Origin of the sequence: Corynebacterium sp. H130, from assembly GCF_037572395.1 — a bacterium.
Lineage (GTDB): Bacteria > Actinomycetota > Actinomycetes > Mycobacteriales > Mycobacteriaceae > Corynebacterium.
Window position 1 is genome coordinate 1 of record NZ_JBBHLA010000003.1, and the last position, 26,972, is coordinate 26,972.

At 58.8% G+C, this 26,972-nt stretch carries 29 protein-coding genes; 10 read left to right on the forward strand and 19 right to left on the reverse strand.

Translation table 11 applies throughout. The annotated features are described in order from the left end of the window. Nucleotides 1-421 precede the first annotated feature (421 nt). The 3 genes from WG939_RS06190 to WG939_RS06200 are packed head-to-tail and all read right to left on the reverse strand — an operon-like array spanning nucleotide 422 to nucleotide 2,637. The gene (locus tag WG939_RS06190) at nucleotides 422-1,429 is read right to left on the reverse strand and encodes a hypothetical protein (RefSeq protein WP_339983779.1); all 1,008 of its coding nucleotides are present in this window, start codon (nucleotides 1,427-1,429) and stop codon (nucleotides 422-424) included. A gap of 3 nt (nucleotides 1,430-1,432) precedes the next feature. Then, nucleotides 1,433-2,257 carry an ABC transporter ATP-binding protein gene (locus tag WG939_RS06195; RefSeq protein ID WP_339983781.1) on the reverse strand — a complete coding sequence of 275 codons (825 nt, stop codon included), beginning with the start codon at nucleotides 2,255-2,257 and terminating at the stop codon, nucleotides 1,433-1,435. Further along, nucleotides 2,254-2,637, reverse strand: a complete 384-nt coding sequence (locus tag WG939_RS06200; protein WP_339983783.1) for a GntR family transcriptional regulator — start codon at nucleotides 2,635-2,637, stop codon at nucleotides 2,254-2,256. Before WG939_RS06200 ends, WG939_RS06195 begins: the two co-directional genes overlap by 4 nt. Before the next feature lie 209 nt (nucleotides 2,638-2,846). Here WG939_RS06200 and WG939_RS06205 point away from each other — a divergent pair, with 209 nt between their 5' ends. Further along, on the forward strand, nucleotides 2,847-4,043 hold the full coding sequence (locus WG939_RS06205; RefSeq protein ID WP_339983785.1) for an NYN domain-containing protein: 1,197 nt from the start codon (nucleotides 2,847-2,849) through the stop codon (nucleotides 4,041-4,043). Nucleotides 4,044-4,100: 57 nt separating this feature from the next. Here the strand turns inward: WG939_RS06205 and WG939_RS06210 are convergent, their stop codons facing one another. Together WG939_RS06210 and trxA are read right to left on the reverse strand one after the other, a co-directional pair. Next, the gene (locus WG939_RS06210; RefSeq protein ID WP_339983787.1) at nucleotides 4,101-4,877 is read right to left on the reverse strand and encodes a PspA/IM30 family protein; all 777 of its coding nucleotides are present in this window, start codon (nucleotides 4,875-4,877) and stop codon (nucleotides 4,101-4,103) included. A gap of 98 nt (nucleotides 4,878-4,975) precedes the next feature. Further along, nucleotides 4,976-5,350, reverse strand: a complete 375-nt coding sequence (gene trxA, locus WG939_RS06215; protein ID WP_339983789.1) for a thioredoxin — start codon at nucleotides 5,348-5,350, stop codon at nucleotides 4,976-4,978. 175 nt (nucleotides 5,351-5,525) lie between these two features. Between trxA and WG939_RS06220 the strand changes: the two genes are divergently transcribed. The 3 genes from WG939_RS06220 to WG939_RS06230 all read left to right on the forward strand — a co-directional run bounded on the left by WG939_RS06220 (nucleotide 5,526) and on the right by WG939_RS06230 (nucleotide 9,138). Continuing rightward, nucleotides 5,526-5,729 (forward strand): heavy-metal-associated domain-containing protein, encoded by a 204-nt coding sequence (locus tag WG939_RS06220; protein ID WP_339983791.1) that lies wholly within the window; start codon nucleotides 5,526-5,528, stop codon nucleotides 5,727-5,729. A 95-nt stretch (nucleotides 5,730-5,824) separates the two neighbouring features. After that, nucleotides 5,825-7,951, forward strand: coding sequence for a heavy metal translocating P-type ATPase (locus tag WG939_RS06225; RefSeq protein ID WP_339983793.1), 2,127 nt, complete (start codon nucleotides 5,825-5,827; stop codon nucleotides 7,949-7,951). Nucleotides 7,952-7,992: 41 nt separating this feature from the next. Continuing rightward, entirely contained in the window at nucleotides 7,993-9,138 is a 1,146-nt protein-coding gene (locus WG939_RS06230) for an MFS transporter (protein ID WP_339983795.1), read from the forward strand. Nucleotides 9,139-9,246: 108 nt separating this feature from the next. Here WG939_RS06230 and WG939_RS06235 read toward each other — a convergent pair whose 3' ends face one another. Genes WG939_RS06235 through WG939_RS06245 form a run of 3 tightly spaced genes read right to left on the reverse strand, consistent with a single transcriptional unit; the run spans nucleotide 9,247 to nucleotide 12,140 of the window. Beyond that, nucleotides 9,247-10,059 carry a fumarylacetoacetate hydrolase family protein gene (locus WG939_RS06235; RefSeq protein WP_339983797.1) on the reverse strand — a complete coding sequence of 271 codons (813 nt, stop codon included), beginning with the start codon at nucleotides 10,057-10,059 and terminating at the stop codon, nucleotides 9,247-9,249. A 1-nt stretch (nucleotide 10,060) separates the two neighbouring features. Further along, nucleotides 10,061-11,539, reverse strand: coding sequence for a replicative DNA helicase (dnaB, locus tag WG939_RS06240; RefSeq protein ID WP_339983799.1), 1,479 nt, complete (start codon nucleotides 11,537-11,539; stop codon nucleotides 10,061-10,063). Between the two features lie 19 nt (nucleotides 11,540-11,558). After that, the gene (locus tag WG939_RS06245) at nucleotides 11,559-12,140 is read right to left on the reverse strand and encodes a TetR/AcrR family transcriptional regulator (RefSeq protein WP_339983801.1); all 582 of its coding nucleotides are present in this window, start codon (nucleotides 12,138-12,140) and stop codon (nucleotides 11,559-11,561) included. Nucleotides 12,141-12,215: 75 nt separating this feature from the next. Between WG939_RS06245 and WG939_RS06250 the strand changes: the two genes are divergently transcribed. After that, nucleotides 12,216-13,373, forward strand: coding sequence for an alpha-amylase family protein (locus WG939_RS06250; RefSeq protein WP_339983803.1), 1,158 nt, complete (start codon nucleotides 12,216-12,218; stop codon nucleotides 13,371-13,373). Nucleotides 13,374-13,730: 357 nt separating this feature from the next. Here WG939_RS06250 and rplI read toward each other — a convergent pair whose 3' ends face one another. From rplI to WG939_RS06285, 7 genes are all read right to left on the reverse strand, one after another. After that, nucleotides 13,731-14,183 carry a 50S ribosomal protein L9 gene (rplI, locus tag WG939_RS06255; protein WP_339983805.1) on the reverse strand — a complete coding sequence of 151 codons (453 nt, stop codon included), beginning with the start codon at nucleotides 14,181-14,183 and terminating at the stop codon, nucleotides 13,731-13,733. Nucleotides 14,184-14,246: 63 nt separating this feature from the next. Beyond that, nucleotides 14,247-14,846 carry a single-stranded DNA-binding protein gene (locus WG939_RS06260; protein ID WP_339983807.1) on the reverse strand — a complete coding sequence of 200 codons (600 nt, stop codon included), beginning with the start codon at nucleotides 14,844-14,846 and terminating at the stop codon, nucleotides 14,247-14,249. A 63-nt stretch (nucleotides 14,847-14,909) separates the two neighbouring features. Next, nucleotides 14,910-15,197 carry a 30S ribosomal protein S6 gene (gene rpsF / locus WG939_RS06265; RefSeq protein ID WP_182384960.1) on the reverse strand — a complete coding sequence of 96 codons (288 nt, stop codon included), beginning with the start codon at nucleotides 15,195-15,197 and terminating at the stop codon, nucleotides 14,910-14,912. Nucleotides 15,198-15,305: 108 nt separating this feature from the next. Continuing rightward, a complete protein-coding gene (locus WG939_RS06270; protein WP_339983811.1) occupies nucleotides 15,306-15,500 on the reverse strand; it encodes a hypothetical protein in 195 nt (64 codons plus the stop codon). After that, nucleotides 15,493-16,959, reverse strand: a complete 1,467-nt coding sequence (locus WG939_RS06275) for a glycosyltransferase family 87 protein (protein WP_339984536.1) — start codon at nucleotides 16,957-16,959, stop codon at nucleotides 15,493-15,495. The genes WG939_RS06270 and WG939_RS06275 overlap by 8 nt, the downstream gene beginning before the upstream one ends. A 188-nt stretch (nucleotides 16,960-17,147) precedes the next feature. After that, nucleotides 17,148-19,304, reverse strand: a complete 2,157-nt coding sequence (locus tag WG939_RS06280) for a transglycosylase domain-containing protein (RefSeq protein WP_339983813.1) — start codon at nucleotides 19,302-19,304, stop codon at nucleotides 17,148-17,150. Nucleotides 19,305-19,334: 30 nt separating this feature from the next. Continuing rightward, nucleotides 19,335-19,688 carry a DUF5318 family protein gene (locus WG939_RS06285; RefSeq protein WP_339983815.1) on the reverse strand — a complete coding sequence of 118 codons (354 nt, stop codon included), beginning with the start codon at nucleotides 19,686-19,688 and terminating at the stop codon, nucleotides 19,335-19,337. A 168-nt stretch (nucleotides 19,689-19,856) separates the two neighbouring features. On the opposite strand from WG939_RS06285, the gene WG939_RS06290 reads away from it, so the two are divergent. The 5 genes from WG939_RS06290 to WG939_RS06310 all read left to right on the forward strand — a co-directional run bounded on the left by WG939_RS06290 (nucleotide 19,857) and on the right by WG939_RS06310 (nucleotide 23,674). Beyond that, nucleotides 19,857-20,945, forward strand: coding sequence for an inositol-3-phosphate synthase (locus WG939_RS06290; RefSeq protein ID WP_339983817.1), 1,089 nt, complete (start codon nucleotides 19,857-19,859; stop codon nucleotides 20,943-20,945). A 69-nt stretch (nucleotides 20,946-21,014) separates the two neighbouring features. Next, entirely contained in the window at nucleotides 21,015-21,482 is a 468-nt protein-coding gene (locus tag WG939_RS06295; RefSeq protein WP_339983819.1) for a MarR family winged helix-turn-helix transcriptional regulator, read from the forward strand. Between the two features lie 110 nt (nucleotides 21,483-21,592). Next, nucleotides 21,593-22,552, forward strand: coding sequence for a universal stress protein (locus tag WG939_RS06300; protein ID WP_339983821.1), 960 nt, complete (start codon nucleotides 21,593-21,595; stop codon nucleotides 22,550-22,552). Next, complete coding sequence (locus tag WG939_RS06305; RefSeq protein ID WP_339983823.1) at nucleotides 22,549-23,205, forward strand: SDR family oxidoreductase; 657 nt, start codon at nucleotides 22,549-22,551, stop codon at nucleotides 23,203-23,205. The genes WG939_RS06300 and WG939_RS06305 overlap by 4 nt, the downstream gene beginning before the upstream one ends. A 10-nt stretch (nucleotides 23,206-23,215) precedes the next feature. Further along, a complete protein-coding gene (locus WG939_RS06310; RefSeq protein WP_339983825.1) occupies nucleotides 23,216-23,674 on the forward strand; it encodes a hypothetical protein in 459 nt (152 codons plus the stop codon). Between the two features lie 56 nt (nucleotides 23,675-23,730). On the opposite strand, the gene trhO is transcribed toward WG939_RS06310, so the two are convergent. The 4 genes from trhO to WG939_RS06330 are packed head-to-tail and all read right to left on the reverse strand — an operon-like array spanning nucleotide 23,731 to nucleotide 26,960. After that, nucleotides 23,731-24,651 carry an oxygen-dependent tRNA uridine(34) hydroxylase TrhO gene (gene trhO / locus WG939_RS06315; protein ID WP_339983827.1) on the reverse strand — a complete coding sequence of 307 codons (921 nt, stop codon included), beginning with the start codon at nucleotides 24,649-24,651 and terminating at the stop codon, nucleotides 23,731-23,733. Nucleotides 24,652-24,661: 10 nt separating this feature from the next. After that, nucleotides 24,662-25,177 (reverse strand): VanZ family protein, encoded by a 516-nt coding sequence (locus WG939_RS06320; RefSeq protein ID WP_339983829.1) that lies wholly within the window; start codon nucleotides 25,175-25,177, stop codon nucleotides 24,662-24,664. Then, entirely contained in the window at nucleotides 25,174-25,884 is a 711-nt protein-coding gene (locus tag WG939_RS06325; RefSeq protein ID WP_339983831.1) for a hypothetical protein, read from the reverse strand. Before WG939_RS06325 ends, WG939_RS06320 begins: the two co-directional genes overlap by 4 nt. Before the next feature lie 14 nt (nucleotides 25,885-25,898). Beyond that, nucleotides 25,899-26,960 (reverse strand): DUF4272 domain-containing protein, encoded by a 1,062-nt coding sequence (locus WG939_RS06330; RefSeq protein WP_339983833.1) that lies wholly within the window; start codon nucleotides 26,958-26,960, stop codon nucleotides 25,899-25,901. Between the last annotated feature and the right edge of the window lie 12 nt (nucleotides 26,961-26,972).

Below are 26,972 nucleotides of genomic sequence, written 5' to 3' on the forward strand. Positions count from 1 at the left end.
CCATAAAAGATGATAATCAGCCATATGAAAAGCCAAAAACCTAGCAAAACAAACAACCAACGAATGATTGTCCAAAAAAACACGGGTGACAGACGATCCGACGAGGAAAAACCCGCCACCCAAAAAACAATTGAGTATTAATGCTCTTTCACAGACCACTCCTGGCCTGCCGGCACCAACACACAACCAAAAACAAAAAATAAAAAAGTACTTGGCACACTATTGAGTTCTCAAACAACACACGCACAACCCCCAACCCAGAACCAAAGAACCAGGAAGAAAAGAAGGCTTTAATATTGGCCAGCGACTCGTTTTCCTACCGCCACACACTCATCAAAGCGGGGCGTTGTCGGTCGCGCTGACCCACATAAAGTTACACACAACCACACAACAACACAAACCCGCAGGTAGAGACGCAAAACTAGATATTGATATTGCCCTCAGTGCCGAACATTGCATTTAGTCCTGTGGTACCGAATCGCCTCGTCGCCATACGCCGCGGCACGTAGATGACGACGATGAGAATCCACAGCACGCAAACTCCACCGAACATCGCAAGGGTCGTTTCGTTTACAGGAGAGGATGCTAGGTACTCCGCCAGAATGGTCGATCCCATGACAAGTACGAAAGCAACGATGGGACCAAGGAAGTTTGTCCGTCGGTAGCCCCCAAGGAATACACCCAATTGGAACGCAAGGCCAACGGTGAGCGAGGCGAAGACGTCGCCAAGCTGCAGGCCGTCATCAAAGATGATGGCGGCGATCAGCAAGGTGACAACAATGCTCACGGATGTTGCCCCTGTACCGGCAAGCTGGGCTAGCCAGATGCCTCGGCGTGCACCACCAAAGGTTTGCCACACTTTGAACTGGTTTTTGAGCCCCACAACTCCGCTACCGAGCATGGCACCGAGGCCGCCACCGATGGTGCCGTACGCGCTGCCTTCGAACCGGAAGATGCCGAGGAAGATGATGAGACACGGGAATACTGCGAGCCAGGGCAGCAACGACTTCCCGACGATATCGACCGCCATGCCCTTTGCCTGGTGTGAAACGAAGTCGACTTGGAATGGTTCCCATCGTTCCTCCGGTTGGCGTTTGAGCTGGATCGCTAATCCGACCAACGCCGACCCGAGCACGAAGTAGAAGCTCTTGGTCTGGTAGAGGAGGAACGGGATCAGGTATGCCATGCAGAGCGCCGTGGCCAAGGAGACTGCAACCCCCAGGCGCAGCCGCCGTGCCCGCCTACGAGAGAGGCTGTAGGCACGGAATCGTGGTGTGTCCGCGGTATACAAACCGACCATCATTGTCACAGCCAGGCACAGGAAGAACATCAACGCCGGGTGATCCGCGAAGGCGCCAACGACGATCATCGGGAAGAGGCAGAACGCCAGCAACAAAGCTTTACGATCGAAGGCAAGACGGAGCGTCATTGCTTACCCCTCCTGTAGTGCAAGGACGGCGGTTTCCAGGTCAACGTTGTCAACGCGCACTCCCGGAATCTCTGGAACTTCACCCCTCATGATGAGCTTGGTGATGCCACCGACAACCTCCCTGCGCACCACATTCAGTTCGACCTGCTCCAACACCGAGGTCGGGCCCGTGACTTCATGGATCGAGTCGACCAACTCGACCGCATCGCTGGACAGCGCTATCCGGCTATTTTCAAGGAGATGAACCGTGTCGAGCACGCGCGCGGACTCATTGATGTGGTGGGTCGATAGGAGAATCGTGCGGGGCGCCTGCTCTTGTTCGTCGAGAAGCGTGCGGTAGAGCAGCTCGCGGCGCTGGGCGTCGATGCCGAGGTAGGGCTCGTCGAGGAGGGTGAACGGGCAGCGCGCAGCTAGGCCAAACACGAGAGAGACCGCGGACTTTTGGCCAAGAGAGAGCTTGCCAAAGCCATTGGAGTCCGGAACTTCGAAGTCAGCGAGGAGTTTCATCGCGCGGTCGAGATCAAAGGTTGGCCAACGTTTTGCACCAAGACCTAGGATCTTTTGGGCGCTCCAGTTTTGCGGAAAGCTCATGTCAGCGCCACTGAGGACGATGTTCGTCATGACCTTTTCATCATCGAAGGGCGCCTCACCGTCTACCAGCACCTCGCCCTCGCATGGCAGCTGACCAGCCAGAATCCTCATGAGCGTGGTCTTGCCGGAACCATTCGGGCCGATCAGTCCGTGAATACGGTCCGGCTCCAGCGTGAGATTTAATCCGGAGAGCACCGGATCCTTGTACTTAAACGTAACCTGGCGAGCGGAAATCATGAGTCCTCCTTATATAGTCCGCGCGATTCGGCCACGCGGTCGAGCAAATCGTGCAGGTCAGTGCGGGTAATGGACAGCTTGACGGCCTCATCGACGAGCGGTGCCAGGTAAGCGGCCGCAAACGCTTCTCGACGCCTATTCACAATCACCTCAGGAGCCTGAGCGGTCACGAACATGCCAATTCCCCTTCGTTTCTCGAGCACGCCACTATCAACAAGCAAGGTCAAACCCTTGCGGGCAGTCGCCGGATTGATCCGGTGAAAGGCTGCGAGCTCATTGGTCGACGGAGCGCGGTCGCCCGTCTTCAGTGAGCCCTCAACGATGGCGTCCTCAATGAGGTCAGCGATCTGTCGGAAGAGCGGTGCGGTGGATTCGTCCACGCCCCCTCCTAGTTACTTGGTTGGTTACTTATGTAACTAACCATATCACCGACAACAGCAAGTAGCAATGGTTGCTGAATGGGGGCTTTAGGCGTCGAAAAGCAGCAGGTTAGCAGGCTGTGAGCAAAATTTTTCGACGCGAACGCCTCCGATAAGGCATGCTGGTTATACACAACTTAGATACAAACAATGAACGGAAATTAGGAGCCATGCTTGAAAGAACAATGGTCTTTGTGGACACGTCTTACCTGCTCGCGAGCTTTTACAACTCGTGGGAAACAGGAGCGCGTGCGCAATTAGAAATTGACCTACCGGAAGTCGTTGCCGTCCTCGGCAACATGATTGAAACCCATATTAAGCAGCCAATTCACCGCCAATTCTGGTACGACGGCATTCCCGAAACCGGACCACACCGCTACCAGCGGGCACTGCGCACCTGCGATGGCGTGCAGCTGCGAGCCGGTCAGTTGATTGAGTGGGGCGAGCGTCGCACCCAAAAGGCAGTCGACACGCGCCTCGTTGCCGACCTCGTTCTCGCCGGCGTTCGCGGCACCTGCAGCGACATCGTGCTGGTGTCCGGCGATGCCGACATGATCCCAGGCGTCCAAGAAGCAGTAAACGCCGGTGTCCGCGTGCACCTGTACGGATTCGGCTGGGACTCCATGTCCTCCGCTCTTCGCCACGCCTGTGACTCCACCACCATCCTGGATCCACGCGAAGACTTCGCTGACTGCATGCAGTTGCAAGTCCTCGAAGGCCCGCTGCCACCAGTTGTGCGCACCAAGCCGATCGGGGATGCCGAGCCAATCGACGTCGACGGCACCACCAACTTCGACGACGCCGAAGCTCACTTCCCCGCACGACCAGGCGAACCAGCTGTGGAAAAGCCTCGGGAAACCGATGACGACTGCCTCACCGAATCCGAGCGCGACCGCCTGACCGCCACTGATGAGGAAAAGGAAGAAGCGCCAGCAGCGCCGTCACCTGCACTTCTTGCACAGCAGGCAGCGAAAAAAGAGACGGAGTCGCCTGTCGAAGAGAAGCTGGAGTCACGCCCGACGCCTAATCCTTCGATGATGGCGCCGCGCCGCAAACTGCGCTCCCGCTACGTCCCACTTCCGAACGAAGTGTGGGCATCTGCAGGTTTCCAAACCCCATTTGACGTGGGACAGCAGTACGCATCTTGGTGGTACGACAACGCAGCTTCACCAGAGCAGCGCGATAGCGCCCACCTCTTCTCCGGTGGCGGACTTCCGCCCGAGATCGACCGGCCGTTGCTGCAGTTTGCGTGCGAAACGCTGCACGAATACACGTTGACCGAGAATCAGCGCGTGAGTCTGCGCGATGGTTTCCACTCCGGAATCCGTGGCGTGCTCATCAACTTAAATCGCAGGTCTGAGACCTAGTTTTATGTAGCGAAAAGCCCCCGTGAAACTGTTGTTTTTCACGGGGGCTCTGTCGTTCTACTTGGCGTCTGGCTCGGCGTCCTTGTCTGCCGGAGCTGCCTCGAGCTCCTTGTCCGCCTTCAGGGAAGCTCGGATCTCCTCGAGGCGAGCGTTGGCCTTCATGTCCACGCCAGCGGATTGAATCTCTGCCATCCGGTCGCCGACAGTAGATTCGACGAGCTCCTGAGCGCCCAACGCATTGGCGTACCGACGCTCGATCTTGGCGCGCACGTCATCGAGGGTTGGTACGTCGTCGTCCTTGCCGAACTGGTTAATGGAGTCCATGGAGTCGGAGACCTTCTCCTGCATGGCGGCCTGATCGGCCTGCGCACGCAGCTGATCGATCTGAGCCATCTGCTCCTGCAGGCGCAGCTCGGATTCCTTCTGCTGCTTCTTCGCCTGCTCAGCTGCAGCCTCACCCTGGGTGTGCATCTGCTTGGTTTGCTCAAGCTGCTGCTCTACAGCAACGAGTCGGGAAGCAAAGATTTCCGCGGTGGTGTTGAACTCCGCAGCCTTAGCGGTGTCGCCATCAGCGGCGGCCTTGTCAGCGGAGAGAATGGCCTGGCGAGCCTTGTCCTGCAGGGATGCTTGCTCCTTCACCAGGCGGTCAAGCTGCATTTCCAGCTGGCGCTGATTTCCGATCACGGCAGCTGCCTGCTCGGAAATCTTGCGGTGCTGCTCCTTCGCAGCATCCACGGCCTGCTGAATTTGGACTTTTGGATCGGCGTTTTCGTCGATCTTTGCGTCCAGGGAAGCGGTGAGGTACTTCCAGCCCTTGCTGAATGGGTTCGCCATCTTTTTGTCCTTTGGTCGACGAGCTTTCCCACTAGTCTAGTGACTCGTCAGCAAGGGTGCTGCCATAAATGGCAGGTCACAAGGTTTCGAATAGGTAACTATTCGCCCTTGCCGGCGTTCTGCTCCGCAACCTGACGGCGTACCTCATCCATGTCGAGCGCCTTGACCTGCTGCACGAGATCCTCAAGCGCTGGGGCAGGAAGGACGCCTGCCTGGCGGAATACGAGGATACCGTCGCGGAAAGCCATCAAGGTTGGGATGGACTGGATCTGCAGCGCTGCGGAAACGCCCTGGTTTGCGTCGGTGTCCACCTTGGCGAACTTCACATCGGTGTGCGCCTCGGAAACCTTCTCGAAGATCGGCGCGAACTGACGGCAAGGGCCACACCAAGATGCCCAGAAGTCAACGAGCACGATGCCCCCCTCATCGATGGTCTGCTCAAAGTCGGTTTCGGTGATGTTGATCGTTGCCATAATTAACGCTCCTTAAGTTTGATTGTTCTTCTCGTTCAACTGTACCGATGTTTTGGTTATTCCCAACGCCCCTTTTGTGATCATGACCACCTTTACTTTTACACAGCCAATGAGTTAGTAATGTTTCAGATATCTTTCATGAATAGAAATAGCCATGAGAAAGGGCCGGACTGAAGTGACAAAGAATTACCTGATCGAGGGCATGACCTGTGAACACTGCGTCAAGTCAGTGGAGGAAGAGGTCAACGAGGTTCCTGGCACCCAGGGCGTCGACGTCGATCTTGCTTCCGGCCGCATGACCGTTCATGGTGAGGACTTCTCTGATGACGCCATCATTGAGGCCGTCATCGAGGCTGGCTACAAGGTAGTCGAGCAGTAAAACCCACAAGGAGAGGTCGCCTTCGGGCGGCCTTTTCCTTTGCCAACCACATACCCCCAGGGGGTATACTGGGGCGAGATTCCAAAGGAGCGTACATGTCCACAACCCACATTGACCTCGGTGTCACCGGCATGACCTGCACATCCTGCTCGTCCCGCGTCGAACGAAAGCTCAACAAGGTGGACGGCGTGGAGGCGACCGTCAACTTCGCCACTGAGACCGCCAGCGTCACCTTCGACCCTGCGCTTATCGACGCCACAGACATCATCGCAGTCATCGAGAAAACTGGATATGGGGCTTTCGAAAAAACAGAAGAGGTTGAACCCGAGCAGGAGTCAGCGAGCTTGGCTCGTCGATTAGTGCCCTCTGCACTATTGGCTGTGCCCATCATGGCAATCTCCATGCTTCCATCACTGCAGTTCACGTACTGGCAATGGGTAGTTTTGGCGCTGGCAACCCCTGTCTACGCCTGGGGTGGCTGGCCCTTCCACCGCGCAAGCTTGACCAATCTGCGCCACGGCGCTTTCACCATGGACACACTCATTTCCCTGGGAACCACCGCCGCCTACCTGTGGTCGCTGGTGGCACTTTTCTTCGGGGGCGCCGGCAAGCCTGGCATGAAGATGCACATGAGCCTCAGCGCGCACTCGATGAACGGCATGGACTCGATCTACCTCGAAACCGCGTCGATGGTCGTGGTGTTTTTGCTTCTTGGTAGGTGGTTCGAGGCCCGGGCGAAGGGACGCTCCTCGGAGGCACTCAAGGCATTGCTCGATCTGGGAGCCAAGGAAGTGCACGTGCTTCGAGGCGGCGCAGAAGTCACGATTCCGATCGAGAAATTGCAGGTGGGTGAACATTTCGTGGTTCGTCCCGGCGAGAAGATTGCTACTGATGGTGTTGTCCGAGAGGGCAACTCGGCAGTGGATGCTTCAATGCTGACCGGCGAATCAGTTCCGGTGGAGGTGGTACCTGGCGATGCCGTCACCGGCGCGACGTTGAACACCGCTGGGAGGCTCATCGTCGAGGCCACCCGCGTGGGCGCGGACACCACGCTCGCTGCAATGGGCCGGTTGGTTACCGAAGCCCAGGCAAAGAAAGCTCCAGTGCAGCGGACCGTGGACAAGATTTCCCAGGTCTTCGTACCGGCCGTCATCGTGACCGCGGTTCTCACCTTGATCACCCACCTACTGTTAGGCAGCCCAACCGCCGACGCCTTCTCCGCAGCCGTCGCAGTCCTCATCATCGCTTGCCCTTGCGCTTTGGGGCTCGCCACGCCAACCGCCCTGCTCGTTGGAACTGGTCGCGGAGCCCAGCTCGGCTTACTGATCAAGGGGCCTGAGGTACTGGAAGCTACCCGCCAGGTTGAGGCGATCATCTTTGACAAGACGGGCACCCTGACCACGGGAAACATGAAGGTCATCTCGTTCGAGGGCCCTAGTGACACCCTTGCACTAGCAGCCGCCGTTGAGCAAGGATCCGAGCACCCTATTGCACGCGCCATCGTCGCAGCCGCCAGCGACATCCCGGAGGCGAGCGACTTCCAAGCAACACCAGGCCAAGGAATGACTGCAACCGTGGCCGGGCAACTCGTTTCCGTCGGCCGACCAACCCACGAGGTCGACGCGCCAGAGGGCTCAACGCCAGTAGCAGTCCAGGTAGGCGGACAGCACTACGGCATCATCATCGTTCAGGACACCCCGAAAGCATCCGCAACAGAGGCTATTGCCGCAGCAAAGAAATTGGGGATCGAGCCGTGGCTCGTCACCGGCGACAACCCGGGCGCCGCCAGGTCAGTCGCAGATCAGGTGGGCATCGAGCACGTTATCGCGGAGGTCAGGCCGGAAGATAAGGTAGCGCACGTCGCAAAGCTGCAGGCGGAAGGCAAGAAGGTCGCCATGGTTGGTGACGGCATTAACGACGCCGCAGCCCTCGCCCAGGCTGACCTGGGTCTCGCGATGGGCGCAGGCACCGACGTCGCCATCGAGGCCAGCGACATCACCATCATGAACGACGACCCTCGCAGTGCCATCGACGCCATCCGCCTCGCCCGGTCAACCTTGCGAACCATCCACGGCAACCTCTTCTGGGCATTTGCCTACAACGTGGTGCTCATTCCGGTGGCCGCCCTCGGCCTGCTCAACCCCATGTTCGCCGGTGCCGCGATGGCGCTGAGCTCAGTGTTCGTGGTGACCAACTCGCTGAGGCTGCGCAGCTTTCGCTGAAACACCCGTCACCAACATGTGAATATTGTAATGTGGCTCACATGCAATGGTTTCGGATCGCGCTCGGCATGTTTATCATCGCCTTCGGAGCGAACAGCTTCGCCCCCATGCTGCTCACCTACCGCATGGAATCGGGACTGAGCGAAGCCGTTGTCACCTTCGTTCTCGGGGCCTACGTCCTAGGCCTCATCCCGGCGCTGATCTACGGCGGACGCCTCTCCGACCGCATCGGCCGACGCGCCCTCATGCGCCCAGCTCTCGTGATATCTGCGCTGTCCTCGCTCATCATTCTGGCAGGTGGCTACATCTCCCCGATCCTGCTGTGCATCGGCCGGTTCACCTGCGGTGTGGCAGTGGGACTTGTCATGGCCTCGGGAGCGGCGTGGCTCCGCGAAATTTCCGACGCCCCCGTCGCCGTCAGCGCCCGGCGCGCGACGCTCGCCAGCACTGCCGGTTTCTCAGGCGGACCACTGGTAGCAGGGCTGCTCGCCGAATTCGCGCCTTACCCGATCGTGCTGCCATGGGTATTCCATGCTGTCGGCACCGCACTGATCGCACTGCTCGTCTGGACGCTCCCCGAGGTCACAGTAGCCGGAGCTTTGAAGGGCCCACTTGTGCCGTCGATTGCTTTGTCTTCGCGGTTTCTGTGGTCAGTCGCCGCGTGGGCACCCTGGGTTTTTGGCTGCGCAACGACGTCCTTTGCGGTGATCGTCTCCCTGGTCAACCACCATTTTTCTCACAAGATCGCCTTTGCCGGAATCGTTGCTTGCGCAACCATGGGTGTTGGCATGCTCGTCCAATCCGTAGTCCCGCTGCTTGGCCGGGGCTTTGTCCCACCCGCGGTTGTTGGGATGGGGCTGGCCTTCTTAGGTATGGTGTTCGGCTACCTCATCGCCCGCACCGACGAACTCGTCTGGCTCCCCTTTGCCGTACTGAGCCTTGGTAGCGCCTACGGAATCATGATGGTCTCGGGCCTGCGCGAGGTTCAAACCATGGCACCCGCACACGAACTGGGCGGGCTCATCGGCATCTACTACTCCATGACCTATCTGGGGTTCTTCGTGCCGTTCGCCGTCTCACTCGTCGCGCCTGTAATCGGATACCAGGCCATCTTCTTGATTGGCATGGCGGTCATTGCCCTGTCCGTCTGGCCGGTAACCAGCGTGATTAGGAAGTACGCACCTTAAGGCTCCGTGGTTTCTCGTGGGCGATTCGTCGTAAAACCCAATTTATTCATGCTGGGCAGCGAAGCAATCCTTGATTCTACGACGAATCAGGCTCGACGAATCGCGCGACTACAGAACGAACTTCACCGGATTCTCGATCGAACCCAGCCCCTCAATTGAAATCGATACGATGTCGCCATCCTGCAAATAGGAACCGCGCGCGTGCCCAACGCCCTCGGGAGTGCCGGTGGCGATCACATCGCCAGGCTGCAACGTGTAAATCCGTGAGATGAATTCGATGAGGTCGGCCGGGGTGAAGATGAGGTCTCCGGTAGAGTCCTGCTGCATGACCTCGCCATTCACCCGGGTGGTCAGCAGTGGCCCCGGTTCAAAGTGCGTGTCCAACCACGGGCCAAATCCGGCGGTGTGCTCGAAAGACTTGCCCTGATGCCACTGCTGGGTTTGCTTCTGGAAATCACGCATCGTGAAGTCGTTGATGATGGAATATCCCGCAATAACAGAAGCACCGTCGGTCACATTTCGAGCAGGCGCCCCGATCACCACCGCCAGCTCGCCCTCAAAGTCAGCCTTCGCGGAGGCAAAAGCGGGCACATGCGACGTATCGTAAGGCCCGATCAGAGCCTCCGGGAACTTGATGAAGAGGGTCGGGACTGCAGGCTGTTCGTGGCCCATTTCCCGGATGTGCTTGGCGTAGTTCAGGCCGACGCAGATGATTTTTCCGGGACGGGGAATGACCGGGCCCAGGTCAGCGGGGTCGAATTCAAACGGCTCGGTTTCCACGTCCAAGCAGGTGGCGTACCACTGGTCGTCGAGAAGCAGCTGGCCGACGTCCGCAACGCCGGGGATCGCGCGGGCGGTCGTGGGGCCGTCGATGATAACAGCTTGGGTGCCGGTGGCGGTACGGAGCGTTGCAAGTCGCATGTTATCCCCTAGCGAGGTCGACGAAACGGGAGTAGTGCAGCTGGTGGGCGACCGGGATCGTGTCGATCGGGCCGCCACGGTGCTTAGCCAAAATGATATCGGCTTCGCCGGCGCGCTCGTCGTCTTTATCCTGGGAATCTGGGCGGTATAGCAGCATGACCATGTCGGCGTCCTGCTCCAGCGAGCCCGATTCACGCAGGTCAGCGATCTGCGGGCGCTTGTCGGTACGAGATTCCGGACCACGGTTCAGCTGAGAAATCGCGATCAGCGGCACGTCCAGCTCCTTGGCCAGTAGCTTCAGCGAGCGCGAGAACTCGGAGACTTCCTGCTGGCGGGATTCGACGCGTTTGCCGGAGCTCATCAGCTGCAGGTAGTCCACCACGATCATCTGCAGGTCGTACTTCTGCTTCAGCTTGCGGGCTTTGGAGCGGATCTCCATTATGGTCAGGTTCGCGGAGTCGTCGATGAACAGCGGGGCCTGTTCAATCTGTCCGACGCGGTTCGCGAGCTTCGCCCACTGTTCCTCCGTCATACGTCCGGATCGCATGTCCGTGAGCTTGATATCAGTCTCCGCGGAGAGCATACGCATCACGATCTCCGCCTTCGACATTTCCAGCGAGAAAATGACCGACGCCTTGTTGTGCTTAATCGAGCAGGAGCGCATGAAGTCGAGGGCCAACGTCGACTTACCGACACCAGGACGCGCCGCGATGATGATCATCTGGCCGCCATGCAGGCCATTAGTCAAGTTGTCCAGGTCCACGAATCCGGTCGGCACGCCCTGCGCCAGGCCGCCGTTTTCTGCGATCTGGGAGAGCTCGTCCATGGTCGGATCGAGGATGTCGGCCAGGATCGCGTAATCCTCGGTCGCCTGCTTCTTCGCGATGCCGAAGACCTCCTGCTGCGCCATATCCAGCACAGTGTCGAGTTCGGCACCTTCCGTGCCCTCGTAGCCCAGCTGGACGACGCGCGTGCCGGCGTCGACAAGCCTGCGCAGGATGGCTTTTTCCGCGACGATCTCGGCATAGTAGCGGGCGTTTGCGGCGGTCGGGACGCTAGAGACAATGTCATAAAGGTATGGCGCGCCACCGACGCGGTCGAGGTCATTGTTGCGGTCTAGGCGACCGCGCACGACCAGCGGGTCTACCTCGGTGCCCTCGGTGAACAGCTCGATGATCGCCTTGTAGATGATCTGATGACGCGGATGATAAAAGTCATCCGGTGTAAGGATCTCCACCACGTCTTCGACGGCATGCATCGACATGAGCATCGCGCCCAGCACGCCCTTTTCCGAGTCACTGTCGTGCGGAGGCTGGCGACCGAACTCGCGCCCCTCGGGGATGTCCTGGTCACGGCGCCGCCGCGCTTCTCGACGCACAGGCCGCGAAAACGCCTGAGTAGGACCATCGTCAAAGCTGGCATCCGGTTCAGGAGGGAGCGGCAGATCAGTATCGTCGAAGCTGGTATTTGGCGTCGTCACACCCTGATGTTAGCCCGAACTATCGACTCCAGTCACCCAGGGCCCCTTCGAGGCCCCCGAGCACGACATCCATGACGGAGTGCTTCTCTTCCGGCTTGCAGCCCCGCTGCACCCACGCCTTTGTTGCCGCCTGCATTTGTCCATAAAAGGCCTGGATAGCATAGAAATCCCGAGCGCTGTCATTTGGCTGGACGATCGCGATCATCTTCGCAGCGAAGGTCCGCTCTTCAAGGCGCCTCACCTCGGCAGCCTTTTCATCATCATGCCCATTGAGAACATGGCCGACTTCGAAGGGACGGGCCAGCTCTGCCACGAAGTCCAGGTGCGCTTCAATCATGGCCTTGACCTGATCACGCTTAATCGTTTTGCCTTGCAGATAGGCGTTCTGCTTGGCACGGAGCTGGCTGAAGCTATCTGCGAGTACCGCTGCAAAGAGCCCGGACTTTGACTCGAAATACTTGTGGACAAGCGCCACCGATACCCCGCATTCAGCAGCTACCTGCGCGACGGAGACGTTTTGGTAAGAATCGGAAGCAAAGGCTTTGTGTGCCGTTTCCAGGATCAACGCTTGGCGGTCCGCGGGATTCATTCGAGTGCGCATGTTGACAGCATAGCCGGAGTTAGTGCAAGATACTCACTAACTGTTAGTGAGTGACATATACTAAAGGAGTTTGCGATGACACATTGGGCAGAACACACGGTGTGGTGGCATGTTTACCCGCTCGGATTCACCGGCGCCCCAACACGGCCAACCCCTGAAGAACGCGCCCTCACCCCGCGACTTACACACATCACCAACAACTTGGATTACCTCATTGAGCTGGGAGGCAACGGCCTCGCATTGGGGCCCATCTTTACCTCAAACAGCCACGGCTACGACACCCTGGATTACTTCGAGATCGATCCACGACTCGGAACCATGGCCGACTTTGATGAGCTCGTCCGCGCCTGCAAAGAACGTGGCATCCGCATCATGCTCGACGGAGTCTTCAATCACGTCGGCAAAGGCAGCAAGTACCAGCACCTCGTCGCTACCGACTCAGTCTTCGAAGGACATGGCGACCTACTCACCCTGGATCACTCAAATCCAGCTACGGCAGACCTCGTGGCGGACGTCATGAACTTCTGGCTTGATCGCGGCGCGGACGCTTGGCGCCTCGACGCAGCTTACTCCGTACCAATTCCGTTCTGGGAGCAGGTCGCTCCTCGCGTATACGAAGCAAACCCCGATGCCTGGATCATGGGCGAAGTTATTCACGGCGACTACGTCGCCCATGCCCGCCCGATCAACTCCGTTACCCAATACGAACTATGGAAGTCGATCTGGTCCAGCCTCAAGGACGACAACTTCTTTGAGCTCGACTGGAACCTCAAGCGGCATAATGAGCTGCTCGAAAGCTTCTTGCCATACACCTTCATCGGCAACCATGATGTCACCCGCATCGCCACACAGGTTGGCCTGGCGAAAGCAGCATTGGCGCTCGTGATCCTCATGACCACAGCCGGCACACCCGCCATCTACTACGGCGATGAACTCGGGTACGAGGGCCTCAAGGAAGAACGATTGGGCGGTGACGACGCCGTTCGACCTTTCTTCAAGCAGGGCGAATCCCCAATGCTTGCGCTCCATCAGCAACTCATCGGTCTGCGCCGCCGCCACCCTTGGCTCACCTGGGCGCGGACCGAGACGGTAGACATCACCAACACCGACCTGCACTACCGCGCATTCGACCAATCGGGCGCCACAATCGACGTCTTTTTGAACCTCGAAGGCCACCCAACAGCAACAATCAAACCTGACGACGAACAAGAAATCCACGTTTCCCTCACATAGTTATCCACAGGCCCTTGTGGACAACCATGTGTATGGAATGTGAACTACTCACAAAACTGCAGGTGAACACCCCTGAGCAAAAAGGTCTATCTATAAGGAGTCATTTCCCCTGCTCAGGGCCTATTTTTTTAAAGGTTATCTTAGACACGCGACGTGACCAGCACGTTTGACAAACGAAGATTTTTCATGAACTGAAGGTTTCCGGTGGAAAAGTTATCCCCAATCGCAAGTGAGTTATCCACAACCTCCAGCTCGTCATAAAACACTGCAGGGTCCCACCTCGAAAAGGTGAGACCCTGCAGTGCGCTGTTGTCGTTGGGCTATGAAATTTAGCCGCCGTTGCTTAGTGAGCCTAAATTAGGCAGCAACGACCTTAAAGTTGATCTTGCCGGTGATGTCGTCGTGAAGCTTCACGGTGACCTGGTAAGAACCGAGAGCCTTGATGTGGCCCTTTGGCAGGTCGATGTTGTGCTTAACGAGAGATGGGCCGCCAGCGGCCTTCACTGCGTCGACGATGTCCTGAGTGGACACAGAACCGAAGAGCTTGCCAGAGTCTGCAGTGCGAACTGCAACCTCAACACCCTCAAGGTTGTCGAGCTGGGTGCGGACCTCGCGAGCGTGGTCGATGTCGCGAATAGCGCGAGCTTCCTGGGCACGCTTGATGCCCTCAACCTGCTTCTCAGCGCCGCGGGTAGCAACAATTGCCAGGCCGCGTGGAAGCAGGTAGTTACGTCCGTAGCCGTCCTTGACCTCTACGATGTCGCCTGCGACACCGAGCTTGTCAACGTCGGCGGTGAGGATCAGCTTCATGATCCCTGCCTTTCAAGTTTCTTTGTGTGAAATTCAGTAGTTCTCTGGGGTGACCCGAACCGATCAGAACGGAGGGTCAGATTCTGCAGAACCGAATCCACCAGCGGGAGGCGCGCTGTTCCAAGGGTCATTGTCTGGAACTGGCTGATTGCCGCCAAAACCACCCTGGTTGCGCTGTGGCTGCATCTGAGGAGCGCCACCACCAAAACCGCCACCTTGTGCCTGCTGAGGCGCTTGGCCACCAGCCTGGCCGCCACCGAAACCACCACCGGCGTTTCCACCGTAGTTACCGCCACCATTGCTAGCGCGGTTCACCTGGGCAGTTGCGTAGCGCAGAGATGGGCCGACCTCGTCGACTTCCAGCTCGAACACAGTACGCTTCTCACCCTCGCGGGTTTCGTAGGAACGCTGCTTGAGACGACCCTGGACGATGACTCGCATGCCCTTGGTCAGAGTTTCAGCGACGTTCTCTGCAGCCTGACGCCACACATTGCACGCAAGGAACAGGGCCTCACCATCCACCCACTGATTCGTCTGACGATCGAACGTCCGTGGGGTCGATGCGATACGGAAATTAGCTACAGCTGCACCCGATGGGGTGAAACGGAGCTCTGGGTCGGCAACCAGGTTGCCCACCACGGTAATGACGGTATCTCCAGCCATATCCTTGCCTCTCTGCGCGCGTTAGTTAAGGTCGTTGGATTCTAAGTCTATGCGTATCGCGACTTAAGCGTCGACGCGCAGAACCTTGGTACGCAGAACGTCGTCGCTGAGGTTCAGCAGACGGTCAAGCTCGAGCACGGTTGCGGACTCGCACTTGAGATCGATGACGGCGTAGATGCCCTCATCCTTCTTGTTGATTGGGTAAGCAAGGCGACGCTTACCCCAGATGTTTACCTTTTCCACGGTGCCGTTTTCCTTGCGGACGACTTCGAGGAACTTGTCTAGGGACGGGGCTACGGTGCGCTCATCCTGAGATGGATCAAGAATGATCATGAGTTCGTATTGACGCACGGACCTCATCACCTCCTATGGTCTAGTAATTTGAATCGGCCACACCCATCGGTAGGCATGGCAGGAGGGTCGTTGCGTCAGCAACCTATCCAAGATAGCGCACGGAGGCTACCTAATCCAAGTCGTTCCCCAGCCAATTGCCTGGGAGACCGGGAGGATAGTGAGAAAGAGGAAGGCGAATGCCACCAAAGTCCACACCAGTTTGAGTGGCTTTTTGTACATGAAGCAGGCGAACGCGCTCATCATGAAGAGAAATCCGATGAAGATCTCGCCCACCATGACGAACATTTCAGTGTTAGACACGTGCTTCCTCCACTGACTCCACGCCCTGCTCTACAACCGGTTCCTTGTACTCGTCCTGGACTGGCATGCGGAATGGGCCGGCGAGAGGGTCGCGACCTTCGTGGGCGTCGTACACCTTGTCGGCACCAATGCCCATCATGCTTCGGATGATCAGCACGGCGAAGGTGATGATGAAAGCGTCGCGAGCAATGACCGCAATGGTGAGCAGCTCACCCGGCGCGCCCAACTTGTCTTCGCCCATCATGTGCCACATGAGGATCGGCCACACCATGGCGTCGGCAACCTGCCAGCTGAAGTTGAGGCGCCAGTTCGGGATCGCGAGCGCTAGCGGGATGATGAGCCACAGGGAGTACTGCGGGGAGTAGACCTTGTTGAAGATGAGGAAGCCGATGATGATCAGCGCAACGAGCTGAGCGACGCGCGGAGTGCGCTTGCTTTTCAGTCCGAAGATCAAGATCGCCAGACAGCTGATGGCAAAGCCAGCGAAGCTCAACGTATTGAGGGTGGAAACCTCAAAGTTGATATTGGTGACGCGGGTAAAGGTGGCGTAAATAGTGGTCCATTCTGCACCGCGCTCGGAATTCAGGCGCAGGAACTCACGCCAGGCCTTCGGGTAAGCGAGCATCACCGGAAGGTTCACCGCTACCCACACTGCTGCAGCGGCCACGACCATCTTGATGAACGGGACGAACTGCTTGCTGCGGATAGCCAGGATGAAGAAGGCGCCCAACAGGTACAGCGGCCAGAGCTTGAATGCGGTACCCAGGCCGATGAATACGCCTGCCCACCAAATGTGGTTGCGCTTGACAGCCCAGAGCGCGGCCACTGCGAAGAAGATCGAAGGCAGGTCCCAGTTGGTGAAAGCGTGCATGATCACCAGCGGTGACGCTGCGACAAGCACGGTGTCCCAGATGCGGTTGCCGGTCAGCTCAACGACCATGCGGATGGTCAGCACCCACATGATGGCCATCAAGAAGGCTGTGACCATGAAGTAGAAACCGACGTCGGGAATGGTGTTGCCCGGCATCATCTTCACCAGTGGGTAGAACGCGCGGGAGATGCTTGCCGAGAGCCACTGGAACATGCCACCGAGTACTGGGTACTCCATGTAGCGGGTCAGCGCGCCCTCCTGCCAGGAGAAGGCGTAAGGGAAACCTGGCTTATCCAGACCACGGCCACCGAACAGCGGAACGATGTCGTTGTAGCAGGCGGACGCCAGGTGGCGGTTTCCGGACCAGTCAAGTGTGACACCGCTGTCTCCGCGCTTGCCTTGGATGCAGTTGGTTTTTGCCAGGAATCCGAAGGAAAGGAAGGTCAGCGCCGTGACGATCAGGACGCGCAGTGGCGTCCACCAACGCTGAGTACCCACAGCAGCGTACCTGCCCAATGGGCCACCGATGAACTCGATGAAGCCCTTGGAGATAGGCTCGCTCAATGCCGGGCTGACACGCCCGAGCACGGAAGCTTCAGCTTGTTGTGAGACTGCTCGAGTGGTGATGTTCTTCTTCACCCTTGGGGTGGTTGCCTCCACTAGCTCAAACTCCTTTTACGAAAAGCACTGCGATAGTTCAGTAACACTGTAACCGCTGCGCAGACACAGTACATAGAAGAAAAACACCCCTGCACGATTTGCAGGGGTGTAAGTGGCTACCTTCGTGGCTTCAAAAGGTCATTCAGATTTGGCGGTGGTGGCAGCTGCGGAGCTGGCACCGGCAGTGGAGCCGGAGCTGGAGCAGGCGCTTCTTCCACTGGTGGAACCTCAGCCACGTCTGGCTCCTTCTCCTTGGAGGTTGGGGCCGAGCCGGTAGAAGAGCTACGAGGCGCAACCGGTACCGGAGCCTGGTTGGAGTAGTACTTGTTTGGATTTCCAATGATTGGCTCTGCCTCTGGGAAGTACTCGAAGTCTTTGCCCGAGAGGGACTTGTCCATCACGGACTTCCAGATTTGCGTCGGCAAGCCTGCGCCGTACATGTTGCCGCCCCACGCATTGAGGAGCGCGGAGTTGTCGACGGTGCCAACCCACACTGCGGTGGTGAGCTGTGGGGTAGCGCCGATCATCCAGGCGTCCTTGTTGTTGCCGGTGTCGCCGAGCTGGGCGGTACCGGTCTTTGCAGCGGATGGGCGGCCACCTGCGAGCGCGCCGTTGGACCACGCTGCGATTGGGCCCATTGCCTTGATCGTGTTGTCTGCGGCTACCTTGCTGATGCGACGCTCGCCGTCATTGGCTTCGTGCTGGTACAGCAGTTCACCGTCAGCGGTCTCGACCTTCTCCACGAAGTGTGGCTTGTGCCAGATGCCCTCGTTAGCGAGGGTGCCCAGGCCAACGGCCATGTCGAGCGGGCGGGATTCGTACTGGCCAAGGATGACGCCTTCGTAAGGGTCGCCACCATTTTCAGACAGCGTCTTCTCGATCCCCGGTAGGGAACGTGCAACGCCCAGAGCGTGCGCCATGTCGGCGGTATCCTTCGGGCCGTTCTCCAGGTCCTTCTGCAGGCGAATGAAGGAGGTGTTCAGGGATTCCTTCAGCGCCTGGCTGATGGAACAGGTGCCACAGGTCGAGCCGAATGCGTTGCCAACCTCGACGTTACCGGTCCGAACCGGGCCGGAGCTGTAGTAGGCGTTCGGGGAAATGCCCTGCTGCATGGCGGCTGCGAAGCCGAAGATCTTGAAGGTAGAACCGGTCTGCAGGCCGGAGTTGGCGTAGTCCCAACCGGATGCTTCCTCGCCACCGTAGTAGCCACGGATGGCACCGGTGTTGTGGTCGATGGTGACCGAAGCGGTGCGGATCTTAGGGTCCTCGCCCTGAAGCAGGGTGTGCACCGAGTTGACGGTGTTCTCCTGGACTTGCGGGTCAATGGTCGTCGTCACGCGCAGGCCACGCGTTTCGACGTCCTCCTCGGTGATGCCGAGTTCAGCAAGCTCCCACATGACGTGATTCTTGATCAGACCGTTGGTACCGGTGGCTTCGGTGTAGGCGCGGTTGAGGGCTGGGTCGGTAGTTTCTGGGTAGACCGCAGCGTCGCGCTCGGCCTGGGACAGTTTGCCGGTGGAGACCATGCCGTCCAGAACATAGTTCCAGCGGTCCTCGGCTGCGGCTCGGTTGTTCCACGGGTCGAGCTGGCTTGGACGCTGAATCGACGCCGCGAGCACTGCTCCCTCGGCTGCGGTCAGCTGGGAGATGTCCTTGCCAAAATACGCCTTGGACGCAGCAGCGACGCCGTAGGAGTTGCGACCGAAGTAGATGGTGTTGAGGTAGGCCTCGAGGATGTCTTCCTTGGACCATTCCTTGGTCATTTTTGCGGAATAGATCAGTTCGTGGATCTTGCGCTTGATGGAGCGCTCGTTGCCCACCACGGTGTTCTTGACGTACTGCTGCGTGATGGTGGAGCCACCGCCGGCACTGTCGTCGCCACGCAGCTGACCGAGGATGGCACGGCCGTAGCCGGTGATCGAGTAGCCCTTGTTGGTGTAGAACTCGCGGTCCTCTGCTGCCAGCACCGCGTTGATCACTGGTTCCGGAATGTTCTCCAGCTCAACGTGGGAGCGGTTGCCTTCTGGAGGCACGACGCGCGCAAGTTCAGTGGAACCATCGGAAGCCATGATCAAGGAAATCTGCTTGTTCACCAGTTCCTTGGGTTCGGGCACGTCGGCGGCAACATACATGCTGCTCAGCAGAAACGCGGGGACCACAATCGCGATGGCCAACACGCTGACGAGCACTGCCCACAGCGACTTCCGATTATTCTTCTGGCGACGCTTGCCACCTGAAGTCTTAGCTTTGCTGGTCACTACTTCTTCGTCCATTCCTTAACAATCCCGGTCGGTTAAGCCCCGTCAGGCTGTTGCAACTTGCAACAAATGATTCCATCGACAGTCCGGGCATACCTCTACAGTGTGCACGGTGAACGGCTTGTTGGTCTCAGCAATCCGTTCAATTTCAGCAAGATCACGTGCCGTACCTGACATTTTCCCCAAGTGCTCGCCATAAATCCAAAGCACGTGGCGAAGTTTCCCACTTTCACAGATGGGACACGGGTACGGCGCAGCTTCCCCATGGAAGTTTCCTGCTGTTACAAGGAGGAAGTCAGCGTCGCATAGTTCTTCCTTGCGTGTCAGCCCCGCTTGCCACCTGCGGAGCACGCGTGCGCGCGCGAACCGGTGACTTACCACAGAGCTAAAGACGACCACCGAGCCAGTATATGGCCTTGGGTGGCATATCACCTAGACCTCACGCCCGCGATCTTCTGAATCGATCAACATCGGTTCTTGATCGATTAAGCCTGCTGAGTGGCCAAAAACAGGTACTAGGTTGGGAGGGGTTAGATCAAGTTTCCCACCAAGGAAGTGACAAAGAAGTTGAGCGAATCTAAAGTTCGGGTCGCCATCGTCGGTTGCGGCAACTGCGCAACCTCCCTCGTGGAAGGCGTCCAGTTCTACCGCGACACCCCTGCCACCGAGACCGTTCCGGGCCTCATGCACGTCCAGTTCGGCGACTACCACATCTCCGATGTGGAGTTCGTGGCAGCGTTTGACGTGGACGCCGACAAGGTGGGCAAGGACCTTTCCGATGCCCTGCGTTCCAGCAAGAACTGCACCATCAAGATTGCCGACGTCCCTCACCTCGGCGTCGAAGTAAAGCGTGGCCCAACCCTCGACGGCCTGGGCAAGTACTACAAGGAGACCATCGCCGAGTCCGATGCTGAGCCAGTGGACGTCGTCGCAGCCCTCAAGGCTGCGGAAGTAGATGTGGTCGTCTCCTATCTCCCAGTGGGTTCCGAGCAGGCCGACAAGTTCTACGCTCAGGCCGCCATCGACGCTGGTTGCGCCTTCGTCAATGCCCTGCCTGTGTTCATCGCTTCCGACCCGGAGTGGGCTCAGAAGTTCGTTGATGCTGGCCTGCCGATCGTCGGCGATGACATCAAGTCCCAGGTCGGCGCCACCATTACCCACCGCGTGATGGCCCGCCTCTTCGAAGAGCGTGGCGTCCGCCTGGAGCGCACCATGCAGCTCAACGTCGGCGGCAACATGGACTTCAAGAACATGCTGGAGCGTGAGCGCCTGGAGTCCAAGAAGATCTCCAAGACGCAGGCCGTGACCTCCAACCTGAAGTCCTCTCCAATCGCGGGCAAGGTCGAGGACCGCAACGTCCACATCGGCCCATCTGACTACGTTGAATGGCTCGACGACCGCAAGTGGGCCTACGTCCGCCTCGAGGGCAAGGCCTTCGGCGAGGTGCCACTGAACCTCGAATACAAGCTCGAGGTGTGGGACTCCCCCAACTCCGCGGGCATCATTATCGACGCCGTCCGCGCCACAAAGATCGCCCTGGACCGCGGGCTGTCCGGCCCGATCCACCCGGCATCCTCTTACCTGATGAAGTCCCCTCCACGTCAGCTTCCTGACGATGAGGCTCGCGCGCAGCTCGAGGAATTCATTAAGGGCTAATACCTACTTTTGTGGGGCTAACTATTTTCGCGATGGAAATAGTTAGCCCCATTGTGGTTTCATGGGAACATGATCAACTCGGATACCCCTGGCGACCTCACACCTGAGCAGATTTCTGACGCCATCCGACCCGCGATGACGACTCTGTACGTCACCTACTTCCGCAAAGCAGCCCAGTCTTCCCTCACCGGCCCGCAGCTCACCATCCTCACCCACTTGATGGACGGCACCCCCGAGCGCATTAGCGACGTCGCCCGCAAGGAAGGCATCCGCATGCCAACCGCATCCAATTCCCTGCACCAACTCGAGCAGCGCGAATTGGTTGAGCGAGTCCGCGACCAGTCCGATCGCCGTGGCGTGCTGGTCAAAATCACCAAGAAGGGCCGCGAGGAGCTCACCAAGGTGGGCAACGAGCGCACCCAGCACTTCGCCAAGATGCTCGAAACACTCGATCCAGACGAACTGGAGCTCGTTGCTCGCATCGTCCCAGTGATCAACAAAATGGCAGACCGCTATTCAAGTGAGTCTTTCGACTAGTTTTTTTCGGGTTTAGGCTTGAGCTGATAGAATTTAACGGTATTTAACTTGCGTTCACCTTTGCCTTTGGTGGCGCATTACCTGTCTCTAGAAGTTGAGCTCGCACCTACATGGCCAAAAAAACAGCCAAAAAGTCGAACGACGTTTCCGACATTCGCGTCCTCGTGGCCTGGAAGCCACACCAGGGCAAGAACTCGGACAACGCCGCAGTGCTTGATTACGCCTCCTGGCTTGCTCGCACTTCACCGATCCAAATTCGCATGGTCACCACGTTTGTGCGCCCCTGGCCGTCGACAAGCATTGCCAAGCTCGGTGGCAAGTACCAAAAGTGGCACGCCAAGGAAACCGAAGGCTGCGTCGCTGCGGCTCGGAAGGCGCTGAGCTCCTCGGGGATTCCGGAGGAATACTGGGACGACACAGTCGCGCTGTTTCTGGATGGGCCGTCGGAGTCTGCGCTGCTGGCGAAGGCGGCGAAGGATTTCGGGGCTGACCTGATCCTGATGAACTCCGATGACGTGACCGTGAAGGGGCGCTTCCTGGCAGGCTCCACCATGGAATCTCTGCTACATTCCACCCCAACGCTCATCGGCCTCATGCCGTCCAGCACCAAGCTGTCCAAGCGTGGCATCACCCGCCTGACCTACGGTTTCATCGATGGCGAGCAGGACAGCGCCGCACTGCGTGACACCGCCATGCGCGCCGCCGAATGGGACCTACCGCTGCGCATCGTGGCGTTCGCCCCTGACATCCTCGACGACTCCGTCCTCCTCGACCCGCTTACCGTCCAAACCGAAATCTCGGTCCAGTGGCGCGAACACCTCTTCGCCCTCCTCGATCGCGCGAAAGACGAAGTCGCCTCCGAATTCCCGAATCTCACCATCGAGACCGAAATCGGCAGTGGCGGAAACTGGGCCGGCGCGATCGACGCCGTCAAATGGAAGAAGGGCGACCTGCTCACCCTTTCCAGCGCGCCCATGAATCCCCTTGAGCGCGTATTCGTCGGATCGGCCACCAGCCACATCCTGCAATACGCCCCCGTACCAGCACTTATTAGGCCAGTAGCACGATGAAAACCGCCATTGTCACCGGCGCCAGCGGCGGCATCGGCCTCGAAGTCACGCGCCAGCTTATCGACGAAGGTTGGCAGGTCTACGCCCAGTACCGCACCTCGCCAGGCGACATCCCGGAAGCGAACTGGTGGAAGTCCAGCTTCCCATCTCTCGGATACTGGCCCACGCTTGACCGCGTGGACGCCTTGATCCACTGCGCTGGCGTGTGCTCGCTCGGGAAGGTGTCCGAGGCTCCTATGTCGGACTGGCACGAGGCGATGGAAGTCAACCTGTACGCTCCAGTCGAGCTGACCTCGTTTTACTTGCCTCAGCTGCGCGAATCTCACGGGCATGTCATTTATCTCAACTCCGGCGCCGGCCTGCGCGCCAACCCAGGTTGGGGTTCCTACGCTGCCTCCAAATTCGCAGCAAAAGCCTGGTGCGACGCGCTTCGCGCCGAAGAACCGCTCATCCGTGTGACCGGAATTCACCCTGGGCGTATCGATACGCCAATGCAGGAAAAGATCGTCGCCTCCGAAGGCGGCAGCTACGATCTGGACAATTACCTTTCTCCGGTGACGGTGGCGCAAGCCGTCGTTAATGCGCTGCTCACCCCCGCTGACGCCCATCCACATGAGGTGACGCTGCGGCCGCGCGGTAAAGTTACCGGTTAGGAGGTTTTCGATGACGGATCAGCATGGCTACTACATCGACCCCGAGCTCGACCGCGTCCCGGGGAACACCAAGCACCGCGTGAGCGAACTCGACCTGATGGCCAACCCGCAGCTACGACGCGAACGTGCGCGCCTGTCCATTAAGCAGGCGATTTTGTACACGATTGGATCGTGCGTCGGATCCATCATCATCGCCCTGGTGATCATTTTCCTGTCCAAATCGCAGGGCGGGCCAATGTGCTACGAGGGCGCACGGACGCTGATCTGCTCGCGTCGCTACGAGATTCTTTTCCCAACCGTGACCGGCGGTTTTTCTTTCCTGTCCGTCATCGGCGCGATGGTGATTCTGTACCGAAAATGGAAGCACTACGACCTGTGGCAGCCGTGGTTCGGCGTCATTTGGTTCCTCATCCCGTGGGCGATGACCATTATGACGGGATTCGGAACGATGGCGTTGGTCGGGCAGTAGGGGCTTGCCGAATTTGGATAAGCAGACCGACGAAAACCCCCAATTCCTACAGTCTGCTACACCAAATTCCGCGCGACGATCTCCGCGCACTCTTCCTTGCCACAGGTGCGCTTCGCCGGATCGGCAGCGCAGTCCTCGCACATGAGGGTCTGCGTGCGGCAGTCGAGATTCGAGCAATTCTCGAACTTGTTGGTGGCCTTACCACAGTGCACGCAGTGGCCAAGCTGCACGAACCCAGGATCCTCCACGCCCATGCCGAACTCGGTGTGCATGCGCTTATCGAAGACATACAGCGAGCCTTCCCATAGGCCGTCGTTGCCGAACTTTTCGCCGTATCGGACGATGCCGCCGTCGATCTGGTAGACCTCTTTGAAGCCGCGGTTTTTCATCAGCGCGGACAGGATTTCGCAGCGGATACCACCGGTGCAGTAGGAGACGACCGGCTTGTCCTTCATCCAGTCGTACTTGCCGGATTCAAGCTCGCGGATGAAATCGTGGGTGGTCTCCACGTCTGGGACCACGGCGTTCTTGAACTTGCCGATCTGGGCTTCCATGGCGTTGCGCCCATCGAAGAACACGACCTCGTCGCCGCGCTCTTCCACCAGCTTGTTCACCTGGGCAGGCTTCAAGTGCACGCCGCCGCCGATCACGCCGTTCTCGTCCACCTTGAGCTCGCCCGGCGCGCCGAAGGCCACGATCTCGTCGCGGACCTTGACAGACAGGCGTGGGAAGTCTTCAGCGCCACCATCGGACCATTTGAATTCCATCTTGCCGAAGTACTCTTTGCACTTCTTCACGTATTCTTTGCAGGCATCCATGTCGCCACCGACGGTGCCGTTGATGCCGTGCTCGGAGATGAGGATGCGGCCCTTGAGTCCGAGGCGTTCGCAGAGTTCGCGCTGCCACATCATCACGGCCTTTGGGTCGGAGAGCGGGAGGAACTTGTAGTAAAGGAGGATCTTGCTGATGCGCTGCATGTATCCGAGTTTAGTGGTAGCTGCCCCAAATCCCTAAAGCCTCGACCATGGCTTCCTCGGAGCCTAAACGGGGCCCAAGCAGGTACAACACGTAAATGAAGGTGGCGAATGCCACACAGGACCAGCGCCAGAACCGATCCCAAGGCACGAAGCGAGCAAGCAGCGCGCCCACCAACGCGCCACAGGTGTTCAAAACAAGGTCGTCCGTATCCGAAATACCCAAGGCAAACACGTACTGCAGGACTTCGATGCACAAGGACAGCACCAGGCCCAGGGCGACGGTGCGACGGACGTCGCGAAGCTGCTGATAGGCCAGCAGCCCCAGCGGCACGAACAGCACCACGTTGCCGACCGCATTGAACAAGGGCCCAAAGATACTGGTGGCGGCGACGAAGTCGTTGAACGGGACGAGCTGGAGCTCGCGGATGTGGTGGGCGTCCTTGCGCCACAGGTGCCCGATGACGAAGTAGCCCTTCAGCAGGGTCAGCAGGATGATGACCGGGAGGTAGTAGATTAGCGCCTTCATTGCATGCGCTCGAGGTATTGGTCCACGGCCTCTGAGTACGGCAGGATCAGGAACTCGCCGAATGGCAGGTCCAGCTCCGCGCCGAAGACATGCGCGAGGTCGCGCTGCAACGCAGGCTTATCGACGCCCTCCGGCCCCTTACGAAAAGCCACAAAGTTGCCACCCATTCCGAGCATTCTGTAAGGGGTGGTGGCTTCGATGCAGGTGCACAGCGCGAGTACTTGCTGCGGGGTGAGGTCTCCGGCGAAGTAGCCGTTTGGTTGGTCTGCGAGCCAGGCGAGCGGGCTGTGCTCCGGTAGGCGCTGCACGCAGTGGTATGGGTCCACGAGTAGGTCGAGGTCACGGTTGACCTTCTCGATTACCGCCACGCCTTCCTCGTTGAGCGGGAGCGCCCCTTCGATATCTGACCAGGCCAGGGGTTCGTTTTCCAGCTGTGTGCGTCGGTCCGCGGCCAGGGCGGCTTCGAAGGCGGCGTCGTCGTCCTCGTAGTCGATGTCAGCCACTTCGAAGTGGTGTTCGCCGGCATGGCTGGCGGTGTAAAACATCTGGTCGCCTTCTTCGAGCACCAGCATTAGGTGGCCCTCGTGCTGAAGGCTGTCGAACTCCTCGATGAGTTCCGTGAAGGAACCGGCACCGTGGATCGCCCCGATGGTGGAGGTGGCAGGAGCCATAAGGTCCTCGGTGGGAAGGCTAATGAAATTGACCATGGTTTAAAGATTACCTAGGTGTGTGTTGGGGTGTCGTCCCACGGCACTCCCGGGTCAGTGAGCCAGGCTAGCGCCTTGTGCCATTCCATCAGCGCGCTGCCTGTGCGCTCGTCCACGTGGTGCGGATCCTCTGGGCGTAGGGTTTCGTCCACGGCCACCCAGCGGATCGAACGGACGTATTCATATAGGTCACAGACTTCTGCCGGTTCCGACAATGTGGTGAAATTCTTAATGAACTCAGTGGATCCCCAGTCGGCGGCAACGTCCACTACTTCCGCATCTGAGATCCCGGCAAGGTCATCGGGGCGCGGGGTGGCGCGGCCTGTCATGTGGGCGGGGAGCTCGATCGCACCGAGCACATGCATCAGTGGCTGCGCTGCCTTCGAGGACCAACTCAGTTGCATCACTTCTTCCATGGTCGCCGGGCTGCGGTCACCGAGCCGGACGGCGTCGATAAGCGCTTGCTCGCGCGGGGAGAAGCTGGTGAAGGCATCAGGCATGCGGTGCTGGATTGGCTCGATGATGTTTTCGTTGTGGTGCCACGCGACGGCGATTTCAGAGGCGACGATGAGGGCGCAGGCACGTCGAGCCACTTCGCGTGGGTCACGCAGCTTCAGCTCGTGTTCGCTGCGCACTGGTGGGAGATCGTCGAGCACGTTGATTCCCAAAACCCCCAGGTCAGCGCGGATGCGGCTGGCACGCATGCGGGCGTCCGGGTGGTAGGGGACGCTGTACTGGTTTTCGGGTTTTAGAAGGTCCTCGCCATCGATGTTGCGCAGCTGGTCCCCCATGAGGAAGATTGCGTTGGCCTGCTCCGCCCACTCCTCGCTTGGCAGCTCAGCGAACTCGTAGACCACCTGCGTTGCCCGGGTGTGCTCGATCAGCGCGAACAGCCCCGCGTTCATCTGACCTCCCGCGCGCTCGAGCCCCTGTGTGGTGGTTAGGTGCTGCACGGTTTCGATGGGGCCAACAAAGGACTGAATCTTGGTGATGTCGGCGATGTCCTGGAGCGGCGTAGCGGCAGTCCAGGTACCTGGAACAATGGTGCGGACGGTGGCCAGTGCGGTGATCGTCATACCCCCAGAGCT